The sequence below is a fragment of the Caulobacter sp. SRI_014 genome (genome assembly GCF_057586315.1).
In genome coordinates, this window is sequence record NZ_JBYCZQ010000007.1 from 82,976 (window position 1) to 101,451 (window position 18,476).

General features: G+C 67.4%; 17 protein-coding genes. 7 read left to right on the forward strand and 10 right to left on the reverse strand.

Features of this window, described 5'->3' with window-relative positions; all coding sequences use genetic code 11:
• Positions 1–43: 43 nt before the first annotated feature.
• The 3 genes from AC2YG9_RS15775 to AC2YG9_RS15785 are packed head-to-tail and all read right to left on the reverse strand — an operon-like array spanning position 44 to position 4,664.
• Positions 44–2,338 carry an LPS-assembly protein LptD gene (locus AC2YG9_RS15775; RefSeq protein WP_487298935.1) on the reverse strand — a complete coding sequence of 765 codons (2,295 nt, stop codon included), beginning with the start codon at positions 2,336–2,338 and terminating at the stop codon, positions 44–46.
• A 41-nt stretch (positions 2,339–2,379) separates the two neighbouring features.
• Positions 2,380–3,486, reverse strand: coding sequence for an LPS export ABC transporter permease LptG (gene lptG / locus AC2YG9_RS15780; RefSeq protein ID WP_487298936.1), 1,107 nt, complete (start codon positions 3,484–3,486; stop codon positions 2,380–2,382).
• Positions 3,483–4,664, reverse strand: coding sequence for an LptF/LptG family permease (locus tag AC2YG9_RS15785; RefSeq protein ID WP_487298937.1), 1,182 nt, complete (start codon positions 4,662–4,664; stop codon positions 3,483–3,485). The genes lptG and AC2YG9_RS15785 overlap by 4 nt, the downstream gene beginning before the upstream one ends.
• Before the next feature lie 178 nt (positions 4,665–4,842).
• Between AC2YG9_RS15785 and AC2YG9_RS15790 the strand changes: the two genes are divergently transcribed.
• Genes AC2YG9_RS15790 through AC2YG9_RS15800 form a run of 3 tightly spaced genes read left to right on the forward strand, consistent with a single transcriptional unit; the run spans position 4,843 to position 7,122 of the window.
• Complete coding sequence (locus AC2YG9_RS15790; RefSeq protein WP_487298938.1) at positions 4,843–6,321, forward strand: leucyl aminopeptidase; 1,479 nt, start codon at positions 4,843–4,845, stop codon at positions 6,319–6,321.
• A 4-nt stretch (positions 6,322–6,325) separates the two neighbouring features.
• Positions 6,326–6,787 (forward strand): DNA polymerase III subunit chi, encoded by a 462-nt coding sequence (locus tag AC2YG9_RS15795; RefSeq protein WP_487299074.1) that lies wholly within the window; start codon positions 6,326–6,328, stop codon positions 6,785–6,787.
• Positions 6,784–7,122: an I78 family peptidase inhibitor gene (locus AC2YG9_RS15800; RefSeq protein WP_487298939.1), complete on the forward strand. Its 339-nt coding sequence runs from the start codon at positions 6,784–6,786 to the stop codon at positions 7,120–7,122. The genes AC2YG9_RS15795 and AC2YG9_RS15800 overlap by 4 nt, the downstream gene beginning before the upstream one ends.
• A 28-nt stretch (positions 7,123–7,150) precedes the next feature.
• On the opposite strand, the gene AC2YG9_RS15805 is transcribed toward AC2YG9_RS15800, so the two are convergent.
• Complete coding sequence (locus AC2YG9_RS15805) at positions 7,151–9,040, reverse strand: ABC-F family ATP-binding cassette domain-containing protein (RefSeq protein ID WP_487298940.1); 1,890 nt, start codon at positions 9,038–9,040, stop codon at positions 7,151–7,153.
• Positions 9,041–9,137: 97 nt separating this feature from the next.
• Between AC2YG9_RS15805 and ndk the strand changes: the two genes are divergently transcribed.
• Entirely contained in the window at positions 9,138–9,557 is a 420-nt protein-coding gene (gene ndk / locus AC2YG9_RS15810) for a nucleoside-diphosphate kinase (RefSeq protein WP_487298941.1), read from the forward strand.
• Between the two features lie 134 nt (positions 9,558–9,691).
• Positions 9,692–10,282, forward strand: coding sequence for a hypothetical protein (locus AC2YG9_RS15815; RefSeq protein ID WP_487298942.1), 591 nt, complete (start codon positions 9,692–9,694; stop codon positions 10,280–10,282).
• Here the strand turns inward: AC2YG9_RS15815 and purN are convergent.
• Both purN and purM read right to left on the reverse strand, forming a co-directional pair.
• Positions 10,279–10,857 carry a phosphoribosylglycinamide formyltransferase gene (purN, locus tag AC2YG9_RS15820; RefSeq protein WP_487298943.1) on the reverse strand — a complete coding sequence of 193 codons (579 nt, stop codon included), beginning with the start codon at positions 10,855–10,857 and terminating at the stop codon, positions 10,279–10,281. The two genes, AC2YG9_RS15815 and purN, sit on opposite strands and share 4 nt — an antisense overlap.
• The gene (gene purM / locus AC2YG9_RS15825; protein ID WP_487298944.1) at positions 10,854–11,876 is read right to left on the reverse strand and encodes a phosphoribosylformylglycinamidine cyclo-ligase; all 1,023 of its coding nucleotides are present in this window, start codon (positions 11,874–11,876) and stop codon (positions 10,854–10,856) included. The genes purN and purM overlap by 4 nt, the downstream gene beginning before the upstream one ends.
• A gap of 91 nt (positions 11,877–11,967) precedes the next feature.
• On the opposite strand from purM, the gene rnd reads away from it, so the two are divergent.
• Complete coding sequence (gene rnd, locus AC2YG9_RS15830; RefSeq protein ID WP_487298945.1) at positions 11,968–13,149, forward strand: ribonuclease D; 1,182 nt, start codon at positions 11,968–11,970, stop codon at positions 13,147–13,149.
• Positions 13,150–13,158: 9 nt separating this feature from the next.
• On the opposite strand, the gene AC2YG9_RS15835 is transcribed toward rnd, so the two are convergent.
• Positions 13,159–13,434 (reverse strand): type II toxin-antitoxin system RelE/ParE family toxin, encoded by a 276-nt coding sequence (locus AC2YG9_RS15835; RefSeq protein WP_487298946.1) that lies wholly within the window; start codon positions 13,432–13,434, stop codon positions 13,159–13,161.
• The gene (locus AC2YG9_RS15840) at positions 13,431–13,745 is read right to left on the reverse strand and encodes a hypothetical protein (RefSeq protein ID WP_487298947.1); all 315 of its coding nucleotides are present in this window, start codon (positions 13,743–13,745) and stop codon (positions 13,431–13,433) included. Before AC2YG9_RS15840 ends, AC2YG9_RS15835 begins: the two co-directional genes overlap by 4 nt.
• A 100-nt stretch (positions 13,746–13,845) precedes the next feature.
• On the opposite strand from AC2YG9_RS15840, the gene AC2YG9_RS15845 reads away from it, so the two are divergent.
• Complete coding sequence (locus tag AC2YG9_RS15845) at positions 13,846–14,688, forward strand: HAD family hydrolase (RefSeq protein ID WP_487298948.1); 843 nt, start codon at positions 13,846–13,848, stop codon at positions 14,686–14,688.
• On the opposite strand, the gene AC2YG9_RS15850 is transcribed toward AC2YG9_RS15845, so the two are convergent.
• Both AC2YG9_RS15850 and AC2YG9_RS15855 read right to left on the reverse strand, forming a co-directional pair.
• Positions 14,685–16,160: a Ppx/GppA phosphatase family protein gene (locus AC2YG9_RS15850; protein ID WP_487298949.1), complete on the reverse strand. Its 1,476-nt coding sequence runs from the start codon at positions 16,158–16,160 to the stop codon at positions 14,685–14,687. The genes AC2YG9_RS15845 and AC2YG9_RS15850 overlap by 4 nt on opposite strands.
• Positions 16,157–18,352 (reverse strand): RNA degradosome polyphosphate kinase, encoded by a 2,196-nt coding sequence (locus tag AC2YG9_RS15855; RefSeq protein WP_487298950.1) that lies wholly within the window; start codon positions 18,350–18,352, stop codon positions 16,157–16,159. The genes AC2YG9_RS15850 and AC2YG9_RS15855 overlap by 4 nt, the downstream gene beginning before the upstream one ends.
• Positions 18,353–18,476: the final 124 nt, after the last annotated feature.

Sequence of the window (18,476 nt, forward strand, 5' to 3'; positions counted from 1 at the left end):
ATAGTGCAAAACCACCGGCGCGGGGCGCGTCCGGCGGGGAAGGTCACCGCCTGTAGCCTTTATCGCCCAATGTGGCGAGCGTTAGGCGCAGGACCACCGCGTCGGATGGTCCCAGAGAGCGGTTGAACGTCTCCTCGTGGATCCAGACGACCGCCAGGTCGAGGCAGTCGTCGCGGTAGAAGGCGCCCAGTTCCTGGCGGCGCCAGACGTCGTTCTCGATATCCCAGACCCCGGCCGTGGTGATGCCGAAGGTCTTGCTGACCATGACGTCGGCGGCGAAGTCGATGTCCTGGCGTTCGACTCCGGTGATGTCCTGGTTGTCGTGCAGGTAGCGGACGTAGCCGCTGGCGCGCTCGAAGGTGGCGTTCACCCCGATCTCGACGCGGCGCAGGTCCAGGGTTTCCGACTCGAAGCGGGCCCGGCCGTAGAGGGTCAGGTTCTGGAAGGGCTTGGCGTCGCCGGCCACGATCCAGTCGCTGGCCTTGCGTTGCAGGCCGCTGCGGGCGGGCAGGGTGGTGTCCTCCTCGTCCCGGAAGCTGCGGCCGATCAGAAGGCTGAACGAGCGGCCATCGTCGAAGGAGACGGTCGCCCGCGCGCCGAGATTGGCCCGCAGGCCGCCCTCATAGAGGTCGAAGCCCGGGGACTTGTTGGCCCGGAACAGGTTGGTTTCGTCGAACTCAAGGACCACGGAATCCTCGTTGGGGATTCGGGGGTCGAGGTCGCTGTCGGGCGACAGGGCGATCTGGGCGATGGGCTCGAGCACGATGGTGCGGTCGCCGTCGCGGCGGAACAGCGGATAGGTCAGGTCGACCCCGACCACGCCCAGGCCGCGACCAAAGCTCGCACTGCCGCCGGCGGCCGGATAGTCCTCGATGGAATAGTAGTCGGCGCGGGCCTCCAGGAAGGGCGAGACGCGCAGGCCGCTGGTGAAGGTGAAGTTGGTCCGCCAGTCGGCCTGGAAGGTGGCGCGGCGCGAATCGGCGCCGGGCTGGCTGGCCACGAACTGCGACTGCTCGCGGGTCAGGACCACCGCCGAGCCCTGCATCCGGAAGCGGCCGCCGAGCACCGGCATCGGCAGCTCGAACCGGCCCTCGATCAGGGGGGCGATGGTCGGGAAGGTGCGGTCGTTGTCGGTCGGGCGCAGGCCCTGGACGCTGATGGCGTTGACCGAGAACCAGGAGAGATTGTCCTGGCGGGTGGCGAACAGCTGGCTGGTCAGGCGGCGGTTGTCGCTGGCCACCAGGCCGCGCTGACGCGAGACGTCGTTGATGTCGTACTTGTCGAAGATCAGGTCGTCGCTGGCCCGCTCGGCGGCGAAGCCCCACTTCCACTTGTCGTCGATGTCGAAGGCGCCATTGGCCAGCACATAGGACCGGTGGGTCATGTCTCCGATCTTGCTGCCGTTGCTGTCGAGGTCCTTCTCGTAGGTGTAGCCGAAGCGGGCCTCGATCTCGCCGCTGTAGAAGCGCTGGCGATAATCGAGGTTCACGAACGGATTGACCTTGGTGTTGATCTGCGGACTGACGGTCAGGTCGGAATAGGGGTTGATCACCCACAGATAGGGTTGCTCGTAGCTCAGACCCCGCCGCTGGGAGCCGACGATGGTCGGCGGCAGCAGACCGGACATGCGGTCGGCGTTCGGGTCCGCGTGCCACAGGATCGGCGTGTAAAACACTGGAACACCGAACATTTCGATGACCGCGTTCTCGTAGTAAATCAGGTGGTTTTCGCCGTCCTGGACCACCTTGTCGGCCTTGATCGACCAGGTCGGGTCCTTGGTCTTGTCCTCGGCGCACAGCTCGCAGGGGGTGTAGATGCCCTTGTTGAGTTCGGCGGTGTTGTCGTCGCGTCGGACCAGGGTGTCGCCGGCGATCTTGATGTTGTCCTGCAGCCGGGCCGAGAAACCCTTGGCGACGCCGGCCCGCAGCTGGTCGTCGAGGACAACCTCGTCGGCGAAGGCGGTGGCGCCGTCGCGCTCGACGATGACCACATTGCCGGTGGCGACCACGACGCCGGTGGTGCGGTTGTAGACCAGCCGGTCGGCCCGCAGGGTGCGGCCCTGATTGCGGATCTGCACACTGCCTTCGGCGACGATCGTGCCGGCCTTGTCATCCTGGATCAGGGTGTCCGCTTCGAGCAGATAGCCGCCGGCCCCCAGACCATCGTCGACAGGCGGGGCGGCCGGGCCGGGCGCGGCGGCGAGCACGGGCAGGGCCGTCGAGATGGCGCCGTCCTCGTCCGCGAAGACGGGACCGGCCAGGGCGGTGAACACGAGCGCCGTCGCGCCAGCCAGCAGGCGGGCGCGGGTGTTGCGCGGATCGGTGCTGTCCAGCCTCATGAAACCCCTGTTTCCCTCTCGCCAAGCACTAGGGCGGCGAGTCACCCGTCTTCCGTATAGCAAAGCAGGGTCAGCCCCGACAAAAGCGCCAACAGCGGCGGCGCCCAGGCCGCCAGCATGGCCGGTATGATCTCCGCCCTGCCGAGCGCTATGCACATTTGGTTGAAGAAGAAGAAGGCGAAACCAAGGACCACGCCCGATCCGGCCAGCGCGGGGAGTCCGCCCAGCCGCATCAGCCTGAGCGAAAAGGCCGCCGCCAGCACCGACATGGCCGAGAACAGGATGGGCGTCGCCAGGAGCTGCTGCAGGCGCAGGCGATAGGCGAGGGCCGAGAAACCGGCCTTCTCGGTGCCGACGATGGTGGCCGGCAGGCGCCAGAAGGCGATGGCCTCGGGCGTGGTGAACCGCTCGATCGCCGCCTGGTCGTCCAGGGTCGAGGGGATGGTCAGGGTGTCGGACCGCACCGAGCCGGCGCCGGGGGTCGCCTCGCGCACATCGGTCAGCTTCCAGTAGCCGGGGAACAGCCGGGCTTCGGCCGCCTCGACCCGGCGGGCGAACTGCAGGCCGCCGTCGGCCTCGACCTTGTAGATGAACATCGAGACGGTCTTCAGCCGCACCACGCCATCGACCTGGTCATGGCCGCGGGCGCGGATGACCACCTGCGACTTGTCATCGGTCTGGCGAAGCCAGGTCTCCTTGGGGGCGTTGGCCAGATAGTCATCCATCACCGCCGTGCGGGCCTGCTCGAACTTGACGTTCATCCAGGCGGCCATCGGGTTGAGCACCGCCACGGTCAGGGCCCCGACGACGAAGGCGGCGGCGGCGGCCGGCAGGATGAAGCGCCAGGCGGAGACCCCGGCGGCCCGCATCGCGATCAGCTCGCTGCGTCTGTTCAGGCCCACGAAGGCCGCCAGCGTCCCGAACAGGAAGGCGAACGGCAGCAGGGTCAGGATGGTCGAGGGCGCCTTGAGCAGGGTCAGCCACAGCAGGACGACAAAGCCGGCGTCCGCCCGTCCGCCGACGTTGCGCGACACGTCGACGAAATCGATCAGCAGGATGACCGCGCCGATGATGGCCAGGGCGCCGGCCACCGACAGCATGGTGCGGCTGAGGACGTAGAGTTCGAGGCGTCCGGGCAGAAGTCTCATGCGGCGACTCCCACCGGCGCGGGACCCTGAGGCGGCCCCTTCACGGGAGGTTTGGGCATACGCATGAAGGGAATCCAGGCCTGCCAGCCGACGCGGCTCTCGACCGGGCGGAACACCTGGTCGAAGCCCCAGATCATCGCCCCGATCGGGATCGAGTACTGCAGCACGTTGAAGGCGACGCTGTCCTCGCAGGCGGCCTGGACCGCGAAGCCGATGATCCGCACCAGGCCGGCGGCGGCGCCGATCAGGGCGATGCGTTTGGCATAGCCCATGCGGTTGAACCCGGCCCCGACCACGGCCGCCAGGGCCATCGCCATGAAGGCCAGGGCGTAGAGCGGCGAGGCCAGACGCGAGTTGCCCTCGGCCAGCATGCGCTTGCGGTTCTTCTTCTCGTATTCCTGATTGAGGTCCGGATAGAAGAGCTCGTGCAGGTAGCGGTCCGAGGCCTTGAAGCGGATGCTTTCGTTGGAGTTCAGGTAGGGTTTCAGGTCGAGCGCGTACTCATCGAACGTCAGGTAGTTCAGCACCCCGCGGTCGGAGAATTCCTGGGTCGAGCCGTGGCGCATGAGCAGCAGCGGCGCGCCGTTCTTGAACAGCACCTGGCCTTCCTTGGCCGTATAGGTGGTCGCCTGGCCGTCCTCGGTCATCTGGTGGATGAAGAGGTTGTGGATGGCGCCGTTGCTGTCGACCGTCTGGCCATAGACGGTCAGGCGCGGGGCCGGATCGGTGAACTGGCCCTCGACGACCAGCATGGCGGCGAGGTCCGTCTTGGCCTGGAAGATCAGCTTGCGGTACTCGCGATAGGCCGCCGGCTGGACCCACAGGTTGATGACCAGGCAGGTCAGGGTGGCCAGCACGGCCAGCTTCACCGCCGGGCTGATCACCCGCCAGCGGCTCATGCCGCCGGCGTAGCAGACGACCAGCTCCTGATCGCCCTGCAGCTTGTTCAGGGCCACGAAGGCGGCGACGAGCACCGCGATGGGGATGATCAGGTTGGCCAGCTGCGGCATGGCCAGGACGATGATCTTCAGGAAGATCCAGGCGCTCTGGCGCTGCTCGATGATGATGTCCAGCTGCCCCAGGCTCTGGCTGAGCAGGCCCACGGCGGCGAGCGCCGCCGTCGCCAGCAGCGTGGGCCATAGCAGCTGGCCAAAGAGGTAGCGTTCGATCAGGCGCATGCGGACTTGGAAGCTCGGCCTCTGTCGGGCCGCCGGAGGGTTGTTAGTAGTGCGCGTTGGCCGCGAACGGAACCCGGGCGGGCGCGATTCCTTGCCCTGACTGGCGAAATCTTCCCCCGCTTCCCCAATCAGGCGGAAAGGCCTATCTCGCTCCCCAAGACTTTTTGAGGAGCGCTTCATGCGTATCGAGTTCGTACAGCTTGATCTGGCCAACCTGCCGTCGGAAGGCGCCGTCGCCACCGTGGTCATCGAGGGCGGCAAGCTGTCCACCGGGGCCGAAGCCCTGGACAAGGCCACCAGCGGCGCCCTGAGCCGCGCCGTCGCCGCCGGTCGCTTCAAGGGCGCCAAGGGGGCCAGCCTGGAGCTGGTCGCGCCGACCGGGCTTGAGAAGGCTCGTGTGGCGATGATCGGGGTCGCAAACGACGCGTGGAACGCCGAAGCCGCCGAGCAGTTCGGCGCCTCGGCCTACGCCCTGGTCAAGGCCAGCGGGGCCGAAACCCTGACCCTGGTGCTGAAGGATGTCAGCGGCGAAGAGGCCGCCCGCGCCGCCTTCGGCGCCAAGCTGGCCAGCTACCGGTTCGACAAGTACCGGACCACCGAGAAGGCGGACAAGAAGCCGTCCGTCACGACCGTGAAGGTCGCCGTCGATGATCCGGCCGCCGCCGAGGCTGCCTTCGCCGAGCTGAAGACCCTGGCCGAGGCCATCTTCTTCAGCCGCGACCTGGTGTCGGAGCCGCCGAACGTCCTCTATCCGGAAAGCTACGCCCAGCGGATCAAGGCGCTGGAGTCGATGGGCCTGGAGGTCGAGATCCTCGGCGAGGCCGAGATGGCCAAGCTGGGCATGGGTTCCCTGCTCGGTGTCGGCCAGGGCTCGATTCGCGACAGCCAGCTCGTCGTCATCCAGTGGAAGGGCGGCGGCGACGCCCAGCCCATCGCGTTCGTCGGCAAGGGCGTGACCTTCGACACCGGCGGCATCTCGATCAAGCCGGCCGACGGCATGGAAGACATGAAGTGGGACATGGGTGGCTCGGCCGCCGTGGCCGGCCTGATGCACGCGCTGGCCGGTCGCAAGGCCAAGGCGAACGTCGTCGGCATCCTCGGCCTGGTCGAGAACATGCCCGACGGCAACGCCCAGCGTCCGGGCGATGTGGTTACCAGCATGTCCGGCCAGACCATCGAGATCATCAATACCGACGCCGAAGGCCGCCTCGTGCTGGCCGACGCGCTCTGGTACTGCCAGGACCGCTTCAAGCCGAAGTTCATGGTCGACCTGGCCACCCTGACCGGCGCGATTATCATCTCGCTGGGCAACGACGTCAGCGGCCTGTTCAGCAACAGCGACGAGCTGTCGGAGAACCTGCTGGCGGCGTCGAAGGCGACGGGCGAGCAGCTGTGGCGCATGCCGCTGCCGCCGGCCTACGAAAAGCAGATCGACAGCATGATCGCCGACGTGAAAAACACCGGCGGCCGCGCCGGCGGGTCGATCACGGCAGGCCTGTTCCTGCAGCGCTTCGTCAACAAGACGCCCTGGGCCCACCTCGACATCGCCGGGACCGCCTGGAAGAAGCCCTCGACCGACCCGACGATACCGGACGGGGCGACGGGCTTTGGCGTGCGTCTGCTGAACCAGATGGTCGCCGACAAATACGAAGGGTAGGGCGCTGACCGCCACCGCCTGCGAGGTCTGGTTCTATCACCTGGAGCGCTCGACGCTCGATCAGGTGCTGCCTGAACTGTTGTCCAAGACCTTGCAGCGCGGCTGGCGGGCCCTGGTCCGCAGCAGCGAGCCCGAGCGCCTCGAGCAGCTGGATAGCTTCCTCTGGACCTTCCAGGAGGACGGCTTCCTGCCGCACGGGGTGACCGGCGAACCCTTCGCCGATCATCAGCCCGTGTTGCTGACCACGGGCGAGGACAACCCGAACGGCGCCCAGGCGTTGTTCCTCATCGACGGCGCCCAGCCCGGCGACCTGCAGCCCTTTGAGCGTTGCATCGTCCTGTTCGACGGTCGCGACGAGGAAGCGCTGGCCGGGGCGCGGGGGCTGTGGAAATCTGTGAAAGCGCAAGGGTTGTCGGCCTCCTACTGGCGCCAGGGCGAACGCAAGGGTTGGGAGAAGCAGGCATGAAGACGGTTCGCGTGGCGGTTTCGGTTCTGGGTCTGATGGCCCTGTTTGCCTGCGCCACGCCCGAACCCGAGCCGGCGCCCGCTCCGCCGCCCCCGCCGCCGAAGGTCGAGGCGCCCGCGCCGATGCCGGCGGAAGAACCAAAGGATAGTTGCGGGGCCAAGCCGCTGCAGTACCTGGTCGGCAAGCAGAAGAGCGAAATCCCGGTGCCGGTCGACCCGACCAAGCGGCGGGTGACCTGCACCACGTGCCCGGTGACGATGGACTACAACCCCGAGCGGCTGAACATCTTCTTCGATGCCGATACGGGCATCATCAAAGAGGTCAAGTGCGGCTAACACTGTCCCTCCCATTCCGGGAGGGTGGTCAGCCGGCCACGGCTTCGAGGGCTTCGGCCGCCGCCATCCACGCCGCCTCGGCCTCATCCACCTGCGCCTGGATCTTCGCGCGGCGCTTGCCGAGGTCTGCGGCGGCGGTGGGTTCGCGGACGTAGAGGTTGGGATCGCCGAGCTTTTCGTCGATCTCGGCCAGCTGTTTGGTCACCCGGGCCAGGGTTTCCTCGGCCGCCGCCAGCTTGCGCTTCAGCGGACCGGCCATCGCCGCTGGATCGCGGCCGGTCGGGACCGGGGCCTTGTCGTTGCGGACGGGTTTCGGCTCTTCGCCCTTGACCTGGGTCGGGGCGCGGGCGGCGACGCGGGCGCGGTCGAGAACGAACTTGGCGTAGTCGTCCATGTCGCCGTCGAAGGGCTTCACGCCGCCATCCGCCGCGAGCCAGAGCCGGTCGGCGACCAGTTCCATCAGCGAGCGGTCGTGGGTGATCAGGATGACCGCCCCCTCGTACTCGTTCAGGGCGTCGAGCAGGGCCCGGCGGCTGTCGATATCGAGGTGGTTGGTCGGTTCGTCGAGGATCAGCAGATGCGGCGCTTCCATCGCCACCATGTTGAGCAGCAGGCGGGCGCGCTCGCCGCCCGACAGGTTGGCGACGGTGGTTTCGGCCTTTTCGTAGCCGATGCCCCACTGGGCCAGCTTCGAGCGCCGCTGGCTCTCGCTGCTCTCGGGCAGGGCGCGGCGGATGATGTCCATCGGGGTGTCGACCGGATCAAGGGCCTCGATCTGGTGCTGGTGGAACCAGCCGACCTTGATGCGGCGGTCGCGGTGCAGGTCGCCTGACTGGATGGACAGGGCCCCGGCGATCATCTTGGCGAAGGTCGACTTGCCGGCGCCGTTGACGCCGAGCAGGCCGATGCGGTCGTCGATGTCCATCCGCAGGTTGAGGTTCTTCAGAATCGGCGGGCCGCCATAGCCGACGGTGGCGTTCTCCAGTCGCACCAGCGGCGGGGCCAGAGGCCGGACCGGCGAGGGGATGGTGAAGGGGGCGGTGCGCTCTTCCAGCGTCATCGTCACCGGCGGCAGCTTCTGCAGCATCTTCAGGCGCGACTGGGCCTGGGTGGCCTTGGAGGCCTTGGCGCGGAAGCGGTCGACGAAGGCCTGCATATGGGCGCGCTTGGCTTCGATCTTGCCGCGCATGGCTTCGGCCAGACGGGCCTTCTCGGCCCGCTGTTCCTCGAAGCTGTCATACCCGCCGGTATAAAGGTCCAGTTTTCCTTCACGAACATGAAGGATGTAACCAACTGAATTATTTAGCAATTCCCGGTCGTGGCTGATGATCAGGGCGGTGTGCGGATACTTCTTCAGCCGCGCCTCAAGCCACAGGGCGCCTTCGAGGTCGAGGTAGTTGGTCGGCTCGTCGAGCAGCAGCAGGTCGGGCTCGGCGAACAGGGCGGCCGCGAGAGCCACGCGCATGCGCCAGCCGCCGGAGAACTCGGCCATCGGGCGGCTGAGGTCGGCGTTGCTGAAGCCCAGGCCCGAAAGGATTTCCGAGGCGCGGCTCGGGGCGGAGTCGGCGTCGATCTCGATCAGCCGGCCCCAGATGTCGCCCATCTCCTCGGGATCGGCGGTTTCCAGCCGGGTCAGCAGGCTGTGGCGCTCCTCGTCGGCCTCCAGCACGGTGTCGAGCAGGGAGACGGGCGTGGCCGGATGTTCCTGCGCCACGGTGCCGATGCGGGCGGACTTGGGGATCTTGATCTCGTCGTCGCCGGCGTGGAGTTCGCCGAGGATCAGCTTGAACAGGGTCGACTTGCCGATGCCGTTGCGGCCGACCAGCCCGATCTTGCCGCCGGTCGGCAGGGTCACCGTCGCCTTGTCGAAGAAGCGTCGTCCCCAGGCGTTGAAAGTCAGTTCGTTGATCTGGAGCATGAAACGCTTTGGGGGTGTTGGCGTAGGGGAGGGTCGCCGCTATAAGCCCGCGACCTCCCAAATCCCACCTCTTTGTAGGGCTGAAAGAAACTAGGCCATGACCGAACGCACCTTTTCCATCATCAAACCCGACGCGACCGAGAAGAACCTGACCGGCGCCGTGAACGCCGTCATCGAAAAGGCCGGCCTGCGCATCGTCGCCCAGAAGCGCATCAAGCTGAGCCAGGCCCAGGCCGAGAAGTTCTACGAGATCCACAAGGAGCGCCCGTTCTTCGGCGAGCTGGTCGAGTTTATGACCCGCGCTCCGGTGGTCGTGCAGGTTCTGGAAGGCGAGAACGCCGTCGCCCGCTACCGTGACGTGATGGGCGCCACCAACCCGGCCCAAGCCGCCGAGGGCACCATCCGCAAGCTCTACGCCGACAGCGTCGGTGAGAACTCGGTGCACGGTTCGGACAGCCTGGACAACGCCAAGATCGAGATCGCCCAGTTCTTCACCGACGCCGAGATCGTCGGCTAAGGCTGAGCCCTCCCTCGAAGGGAGCAAGCCGGCGGGGCGACCCGCCGGCTTTTTCTTTGCCGGTTCGTCGGGCCCGTTAGGCTGACGCTAAAGGCCCTGTGGTTGTGTTTCCGCATGGAGTTGGGGGTGCGGGAATGCGTTGGATTGCGATGGGCCTGGCGGCAGCGGCGCTGGGCGGCTGCCAGATGGCCGATCTGGCCAAGAAGCCCGATGAGCTTCGTCAGGCGGTCACCGCCTACCGCGAGGGCGACATCGCGGGCCTGAACGCCCTGACCGATTCGACCGAGGCCCAGGCCGCCGCCGAGCTGGCGGCCGAGGGCGGGGCCGACCCCTGCACCGACCAGGGGATCAAAGCCTCGAAGGCGGCCGCCGTGGCCTACATCGTCAGGCGGATCAACAACCGGACCGTCGTCTCGATGTCGCCCGAGGCCCGCTACGTCTATCTAGACTATCTGGGCGACGGCGGGATCACCCGCGCCGAGGTTCCGGCGACGATCCGGGTCTGCAAGAGCGAGCAGAGCAATCTCAAGGTCGTGCGCGACGTGATGACGGCCATGAGCGTCGCCAAGGTCATGCAGGCCGAGAGCGAGGCCTGGAACGTCGCGCTGCAGGAGAAGTATGGTTCGGAATACCGGGCCAGGATGAAGTCGGCCCGGGTCACGCTGGCCCGCAACGGGGCGCTGGGCCCAATGGAGGCACGGGCGGCGAACGCCCGGCGGCGCTAGGCACGGGAAGCCAGGGCGGCGAGGGCCTGCGGATAGAGGCGGTGCTCTTCGGCAAGCACGCGCTCGGCCAGGGTTTCGGCGGTATCGCCGGCCAGAACCGGGACGAGCGCCTGGGCCAGTACGGGGCCCTCATCGACGCCCGCCGTTACCAGATGCACCGAGCAGCCGGCTTCGGCGTCGCCAGCCTCGATGGCCCGGCGATGGGTGTCCAGCCCCGGATACTTCGGCAGGAGCGAGGGGTGTATGTTGACCATCCGGCCCTCCCAGGCGCCGACGAGGAAGGGCGTCATGATCCGCATGTAGCCGGCCAGGGCGACGTACCCGCAATTGAACCGGCGCAGGGCGGCGTCCAGGGCGTGTTCGTGGGCCTCCCGATCCTTGCCGAACAGACTATGGTCGACGCAGACGGCGGTGATGCCGAGCGCCTTGGCGCGGCTCAGGCCGGCGGCGTCCGGGCGGTTGGAGATGACCACCGCCACCTCATAGAGGCAGTCCGCCGCCTGGGCCGCCCGGATCAGGGCTTCCATGTTGGAGCCTGTTCCGGAGATCAGGATGCCAACACGGGCGCGGCTCATGCCTTGGCGAGCTCGCCGCAGACGAAAGCGTCTTCCCCCGCGTCGAGGAGGGCCATCAGCACCTCGGGCGCCTGGTCCCGGGCCACGATCAGCAGCAATCCGATGCCGCAGTTGAAGGTGCGGCGCAGTTCGTGGTCGTCGATGCCGCCCTCGCGTTGCAGCCAGTCGAACACCGGCGGCAGGGGCCAGGCGTTCCAGTCGAACCGGGCTTCGAGGCCGTCGGCGATGGCGCGCGGCGGGTTCTCGATCAGGCCGCCGCCGGTGATATGGGCGACGCCCTTGACCTTGCCGGCCTTGAGCAGCGGGTGGACCGATTTCACATAGATGCGGGTCGGGGCCATCAGGGCTTCGGCCAGGGTGCCGTCGCCGAACGGGGACTTCGCGTCCCAGGCGAGGCCCGAGCGCTCGACCACCTTGCGGACCAGGGAGTAGCCGTTGCTGTGCGGGCCGCTTGAGCCCAGGCCGATCAGCACGTCACCCGGGCGTTGCGCATCCAGTCGCGGCAGGACGCCGTCGCGGTTGACGGCGCCGACCGTGAAGCCGGCCAGGTCGTAGTCGCCTTCACTGTACATGCCGGGCATCTCGGCCGTCTCGCCGCCGACCAGGGCGCAGCCGGCCAGGGTGCAGCCTTCGGCGATGCCGGCGACGACGCTGGTCGCCGTCGCCACGTCCAGCTTGCCGGTGGCGTAGTAGTCGAGGAACAGCAGCGGCTCGGCGCCCTGGGCCAGCAGGTCGTTGACGCACATGGCGACCAGATCGATGCCGACCTGGCCGTGCAGGCCGGTGTCGATGGCGATCTTCAGCTTGGTGCCCACCCCGTCGGTGGTGCTGACCAGCAGCGGGTCGTCGTAGCCGGCGGCCTTGAGGTCGAAGAGGGCGCCGAAACCGCCCAGACCGCCGGACACGCCGGGGCGGTTGGTGGCTTTGGCCAAGGGCTTGATGGCCTCGACAAGGGCGGCGCCGGCGTCGATATCGACCCCTGCCTGCGCATAGGTCAGCCCGTTCTTGCGGTCGGTCATGTTGGCGCCTGGGTCACGAGGAAACGAAGAATCTGTCGCGCGGGCGGCAAAAGCTTGCAGACTCGCCCGCGCGCGGGGCTATAGCTGCCGCATGACGCCTATTACAACCACCGCCGACCTGGCGGCGTTCTGCAATCAACTCAAGGGCCAGCCTTTCGTCGCCGTGGACACCGAGTTCATGCGCGAAACGACCTACTGGCCGATGCTCTGCCTGATCCAGGCCGCCGCGCCGAATGGGGCCGAAGCCTGCATCGATCCGCTGGCCCCCGGCATCGACCTCAGCCCCTTCCTCGACGTGCTGCGCGACACCTCCATCCAGAAGGTCTTCCACGCCGCTCGCCAGGACGTCGAGATCTTCAACAACCTGGGCGCCATGCCCAAGCCGTTGTTCGACACCCAGATCGCCGGCATGGCCGCGGGCTTCGGCGAGCAGATCGCCTATGACGCCCTGGTCCGCCAGATGCTGAAGATCGACCTCGACAAGTCGAGCCGCTTCACCGACTGGAGCCGCCGGCCGCTGAGCGACAACCAGCTGACCTACGCCATCGCCGACGTCACCCACCTGGCGCGCCTCTATCCGATGCTGCGCGGCAGCCTCGAGAAGGCCGGACGCCTGGCCTGGGTCGAGGAGGAGATGGAGGCTCTGACCGATCCGGAGCTGTACGACGTCAATCCCGAGAACGCCTGGAAGCGCCTGCGCCCGCGCAAGCACTCAGCCAAGTACATGGCCGTCTTCAAGGCCGTCGCCGCCTGGCGCGAACGCACCGCCCAGACCCGCGACCAGCCGCGTGGCCGCATCCTGAAGGATGACGCCATGGACGAACTGGCCGCCCAGGCCCCGACCGACGCGGCGGCCATGGACCGCCTGCGCGGCGTGCCCAAAGGCTTCTCGGGCAGCAAGTTCGGGCCCGACCTGATGGCCGCCATCAAGGAAGCACTGAAGGACCCGGAGGCCTACGCCCCGGTCGTCGAACGCGAGAAGACGGTCCACAACCCGGCCGCCGGCGCGGTGGTCGAGCTGCTCAAGGTCCTGCTCAAGGCCCGGGCCGAAGATGCGGGCGTGGCGTCCAAGCTGATCGCCACCGTCTCGGACCTCGAGAAGATCGCCAACGACGACAAGGCTGACGTCGGCGCCCTGACCGGCTGGCGGAAGGATGCATTCGGCAACGACGCCCTGAAGCTGAAGCGCGGCGAACTGGCCCTGGTGCTGGACGGCACCCGGGTGCGGGTGGTCGAGGTGCGGCGGGCGCCGAAGGCGGCGGCGGCGGAGTAATCCGCCGCCTTAGCGGTCTTCCAGGCCGTGGAAGATGCGCTGAATTCGAACGTCCGTCTCCGTCACCTCGTAACGTATGACGTAGCCGCGCTTGCCGAACGCCACGTGCAGGTGCCGCATCCGCAGGCCAGCCAGGTAGCCTCGGTGCGGAAACTGATTCAGTGACCGGATCGCGCTGGCGATCGCGACAACGGCGCGGCGGCCCGCATCTGGGTTCTTGTCGAACAGCCAGGCTTCCAGCCTTTCGATATCGCCCGCCGCCTCAGGCGTGACGAAAATCCTCAAAGCTTGCGGACCTGCGGCTTCGGCAGCGGATTGTCCGTGCCCCAGGACATCATCCAGGCCTCGACCTCTTCCCAAGGAACACCCATACGCGTCCGCTCGAACTCGTCGAGCGCCGCACGGTCAGCCTCCAGATCAGGTCCGATCCAACTCGTTGTGGCGTCTTCAGAGAAACCGGAAAGACGTTTGGCGAGCTGCTCAGCGATGATCTGCACGGCAAGTTCTTCGGGGGGCACGCCCTTGTCAGCAGCCATCTCGCGTAGGCGCCGTTCGACCCCTGGATTCAGCTTCAGTGTAAGTTCGCTGTCAGCCATGCTCCGAGCCTAATCCCAAATCGCCATCCTCGCAAAGCTTGCCAATCGCCCCGGAAAGGTGATTCACAGTCCCTCCAAGCAACCGCCCCTAGAGCGCCCGATGTCCAAACTTCTCCAGACCGCCATCATCTATGATTTCGACGGCACGCTCGCCCGCGGCAACATGCAGGAGACCAGCTTCATTCCGGCGCTGGGTCTGACGCCCAAGCAGTTCTGGAACGACACGGTCCGCCCCCAGACGATCAAGTCCGATGGCGATGACATCCTGATGTACATGCAGCTGATGCTGCAGACGGCCCGCAAGGCCGGCCTGACCGTGACCAAGGAGATGTTGCAGAAGCACGGCGAGGGCGTGCTGCTGTTCGACGGCCTGCGCGACATGAGCTGGTTCGACCGGATCAACGCCTTCGGGGCCAACTACGGCTTGAAGATCCAGCACTACATCCTCTCGTCTGGGCTGCAGGAGATGGTCGAGGGCTGCCCGATCTATCCGGCCTTCGAGCACGTCTTCGCCAGCCACTACGTCTACAACGAGGATGGCGAGGCCGAATGGCCGGCGGTGGGCATCAACTACACCACCAAGACCCAGTACCTGTTCCGCATCAACAAGGGCGTGCACAACAACTGGGAGCACGAGAAGATCAACCGCTTCATGCCCGACGATGAGCGGCCGGTGCCGTTCGAGCGGATGATCTTCGTCGGCGATGGCGACACCGACGTCCCGACCATGAAGATGATGCACACCAAGGGCGGCCATTCGATCGCCGTCTACGACCCGCGCACCGAGCCCAACGACCAGACCAAGCTTCACCGCCTGATCGCCGAGGACCGGGTCAACTTCGTCGCCGCCGCCAACTACACCGACGGCTCGGCGCTCGACCTGATCGTCAAGGGCATCCTCGGCCGCATCGCCATCCACGAAGGGACGATGCCCGCCGATTAGTCGGCCCGGATCTCCGCCTTGGCGTCCAGATGCCCCGCCAGGGTCGCGGCCCGGCGGCCGGTCTGTTCGCCGAGCAGCAGGTCCGCGCGGTCGGCGTCGGTGGTCAGCAGCAGGCGGTCGTTCTTCAAGCTCAGGCGAGTATGGGCCAGCAGGGCGCTGTCGCGGGCGGTCAGGTCGCAGCCCAGGCGGATGGCGGCCCCCAGGGCCCGGGCGCGCTTGCGGGCCACGTCAGGCAGCAGGCGGGTAATGGTGCCCTGTTCCGGGGTGTTGTTGCTGCTGGTGTGGCGGCTGAAGGCGGCCATGGCCAGGAAGGCGCGTTCGGCATGGTTCTGGCCGGCGACCGGGGCGCGCAGCACCTGTTCGAACACCAGGTCGGCGCGGTGGTCTGGGTGCAGCCGGGCGCCGAGATCGGCCAGGCGGCAGGCGGCGGCCAGCAGGATGGGGTCGCGGCCCGGGAAGATGGGGGGCAGGGCGGTGAACACCGGGCTCAGCCAGGCCTCCAGCGTCGGACCCAGGGTGGCGTCGGCGCCGGTGCGGACGGTCAGGTCGGCACAGCCTTCGATCAGCGGATCCAGCGCCTGGGTCTCCGGATCCATGGCCTCGAACAGCAGGCCCTCGCGGACGCCATAGGCCGACAGCACCACGGTTTCGATGCCGAGGGCCACGATCAGCCGTTCGAGAACGACGGCGGCGTGCGGCAGGGTCTCGGCGCGTTTCTTGGAGACGCCTTCGACGGCCTCCAGCGAACGGCGCGACTGGCTGGCGACGAAGCGGCAGGCGTTGAGCGCCTCGGCGCGGCTGAGCTCGTACTGGTGCACGACACGCAGCGGGTAGCCGGTCATATGCATGTGGATGAGCGCCAGGTTGCGCCAGGCGCCGCCGACGGCGTGGAAGGTCGGGGTGTGGAAGCGTTCGAGACCGGACAGGCGCTCATCGACCTCGCGGCGCCGGATCTCTGCATCGTCGTCAGGGAAGGCGCCGAAGGAGAAGGGGCCAAGAGGCAGCGTGACGCCTTCGCCCGCGCCCTTTGGTCCGATGGGGGTCAGCTCAAGGCTGGCGCCGCCGAGGTCGCCGACCACGCCGTCGCCGGCCGGGGCGCCCGCGAGGACGCCGAGGGCGGCGTACCGGGCTTCTTCCTGGCCGCTGAGCACGCGCAGCACGATGCCGGTCTCGGCCTGTACCCGTTCCGCAAAGGTCGGGCCGTCCTCCGCATCGCGGATGGCGGCGGTGGCGGCGGTGAAGACCCGCTCGGGCGGCAGGCGGTCGACGACCATGCGAAAGCGTTTGAGGGCGGCCAGGGCGCTGGCGGCGCCGTCCTCGCTGAGCTTGCCGGTCTTCTGGAGGTCGCGGCCGAGGCCGGCCAGCACCTTCTCGTTGAACACCGTCCACATCGAACGGCCTTCGACCCGGTACAGCACCAGGCGCACCGAGTTGGAGCCGACGTCGACGACGGCGGCGTCGTGGCTGGTCATTGGTCGAGGTCCAGGGCCAGGGCGCCGGGCAGGTCGCGAACGTTGTGGCCCCGGCCCGACAGGCTGGGGTTGGTCATGAAGTAGTCGTGGGCCGAGAAGGCCATCCGCTTGTTCCAGGCCGGGTCTCGGGCGTAGCCGCCCTGGCTGTCCAGGGTCCAGCTCTGGGCCTCGTCGTTGAGGTTGGCCACCATGATCTGGCTGAGCACCTGTTCGTGCACCGTGGGGTTATCGACCGGCGTCAGGGCCTCGACGCGGCGGTCGAGATTGCGCGGCATCCAGTCGGCCGAGGAGATGAACACCCTGGCCGCCTTGCTGGGCAGGGGCTCGCCGTTGGCAAAGGCGGCGATGCGCGAATGCTCGAGGAAGCGGCCGACGATGGACTTGACCCGGATGTTCTCCGACAGGCCGGCCACGCCGGGCTTCAGGCAGCAGATGCCGCGGATGACCAGGTCGATCGGCACGCCCGCCTGGCTGGCGCGGTAGAGGGCGTCGATGATCTCCGGATCGACCAGCGCGTTGAGCTTGGCCCAGATGCCGGAGGGTTTTCCGGCCCGGGCGTTGTCGGCCTCGGCGCCGATCATGGCCAGCAGGTCGGGCTTCATCGTCTCGGGCGAGAAGCTCAGCTTCTCCAGCCGTTCGGGGCGGGCGTAGCCGGTGATGTAGTTGAACAGGCGGGCGCTATCGCGGCCCAGCGCCGGGTCGGTCGTGAACAGACTGAGGTCGGTATAAACCTTGGCCGTCACCGGGTGGTAGTTGCCGGTGCCGAAGTGGCAGTAGGTGCGCAGGGTCTCGCCCTCGCGGCGCACCACAAGGCTCAGCTTGGCGTGGGTCTTGTACTCCACGAAGCCGAAGACGACGTGGACCCCGACCTTCTCCAGGTCCTTGGCCCAGCGCAGGTTGTTCTCCTCGTCGAACCGCGCCTTGATCTCGACCAGGGCGGTGACGTTCTTGCCGTTCTCGGCCGCCTCGATCAGGGCGGCGATGATCGGGCTGTCCTGGCTGGTCCGGTACAGGGTCTGTTTGATGGCCAGGACCTGCGGGTCGCGGGCGGCCTGGCGCAGGAACTGGACCACCACGTCGAAGCTCTCGAACGGATGGTGGACCAGGATGTCCTTCTCGCGGATGGCGGCGAAACAGTCTCCGGCATGGTCGCGGATGCGCTCGGGGAAGCGGGCGACGAAGGGCGGGAACTTCAGGTCGGCGCGATCCTTGGGGATCATCTCCGACATCGCGGCCAGGCCCAGCTTGCCGTCGATCAGCACCACGTCGTCAGGCCGCGCGTCCAGGCCGTCGAGGATGAACTCCCGCAGGTCGTCGGGCATGGTCGTCTGGACCTTGACCCGCACCACCTCGCCCATCCGGCGGCGTTTCAGCTGGGTCTCGAACTCCAGGACCAGATCCTCGGCCTCTTCCTCGATTTCGATGTCGCTGTCGCGGATCACCCGGAACAGGCCCCGGCCCTCGATGGCGAAGCCGGGGAAGAGCTGGTCCATGAACAGGATCAGCAGGCTCTCAAGGGCGATGAACCGCCGTTCCTTGCGCCGGGGCGGGCCGGGCAGTTCCCAGAACCGCTTCACCTGCTGGGGCACCGGCACAAGGGCGAACAGCAGCTTGCCGTCGGTGCGCCGCATCTTCAGGCCCAGACAGAAGCCGAGGTTGGGAATGAAGGGGAAGGGATGGGCCGGGTCGATGGCCAACGGCGTGAGGACCGGGAACAGCTTGTTCTGGAAGATCTCCAGCGCCGCCGGCAGGTCGACGGCGGTCACGTCGCGGGCGTCCAGCAGGCGCAGGCCTTCGTGGCCGAGTTCGGCGCGCAGGGCGCGCCAGATGCGCTGCTGGTCATCCATCAGGACCGAGGCGGCGGCGTTCAGGCGGTCCAGCTGTTCGATGGGGGTCAGGCCGTCGAGGCTGACCTTACGGATGCCTTCGCGCACCTGGCCTTTCAGGCCGGCGACGCGGACCATGTAGAATTCGTCGAGGTTATTGGCGCTGATCGACAGGAAGCGCAGGCGTTCGAGCAGCGGGTGGCGCTGGTTCTCGGCCTCTTCCAGCACCCGCTTGTTGAAGGCCAGCCAGGACAGTTCGCGGTTGAAGAAGCGCTCGGGCGAGGCCAGCAGGGTCTCGTCGAGAGTCAGGTCCCGGAGGGCCGTCGGACTTCGGGTCGAAGAGCGGGCGGTCGCGGACTTTGGCATCGGGACTCTATGCGGTGGTTCGGCCACCTTTGGCCCATGCCCGCGACAGTTTCAACGGTGGAGGATCGTTGAGGGAACGGCGGTCCGGGGTGGATTGATCCGGGGGCTGACGGCTTTTTCCGGG